This window comes from Oleiphilus sp. HI0079, from assembly GCF_001635105.1.
Map to the genome: position 1 here is coordinate 1 of NZ_LWFT01000896.1, position 897 is coordinate 897.

General features: G+C 49.2%; 1 protein-coding gene. It reads left to right on the top strand.

What is annotated here, in order from left to right:
* A partial coding sequence (locus A3750_RS16630; protein ID WP_156498661.1) for a PhoH family protein occupies nt 1-897 on the top strand: 897 nt, incomplete at both ends.

An 897-nucleotide genomic window follows, 5' to 3' on the forward strand; every position in this document is an offset into this window, starting at 1 on the left:
TTTGGGCATTGTCTCCGAAGATTATCGAAACGATCAGGTTGCCAATGTTGGTGACGAAACACTGTTTGGCGGGCAGATAGAAATTACGGATGACATGTGGGAAGCCACGGGTGTCGATATCCAGATAGACCGAGAAGACTCACCAGATGTCGGCACTATCATTATTTACCATGTTACGGCCCCTTGGATTGGCAACTGGCCAATTAACACGCACATTTATTCAGACTCGACGAGCCAACAAAACTTTCGCGGCATCCTCAGAAAGATCGAAGGCTCCACCGCATCGATTGAGATACTTCCGGATTTTGAACAGCAATATCATTGCTGGGGCATACAAGCGCGAAATAAAGAGCAGAACTATGCCCTCTCCATTTTGACCGATCCTGAGATCGATTTTGTCACTATTGCGGGCGATGCCGGTACTGGTAAAACCCTACTAACACTGGCCGCGGCGCTGCAGCTTTGCTACGAAGATAAATTCTACGATGAGATTATTGTCACTCGCGCCACGGTTCCAATGGGCGAAGATATCGGCTTTTTACCTGGTGAGGAAGAGGCAAAAATAGAACCGTGGATGGGCGCGATTACCGACGCCCTAGAAACTCTCAGCGCAAGCCCTGAAGGCAACGACTTTGAGCGAAAATCCGGCCTTGAGTTTTTGAAGAACCGCGTAAAAATAAAAAGCTCGAGCTTTATGCGCGGCCGAAGCTTTTCAGGCAAGTTCTTCTTAATTGACGAGGCACAAAACCTAACGGCAGCCCAAATGCTTGGCCTAATCTCACGAGCGGGACCAGGCACCAAAGTTGTTGCAATAGGCAACCTGAAGCAAATCGATACGCCCTACTTAAGCGCATCAACCAGCGGCTTCAGCTACGCCATTGACCGCATGCGCAATTG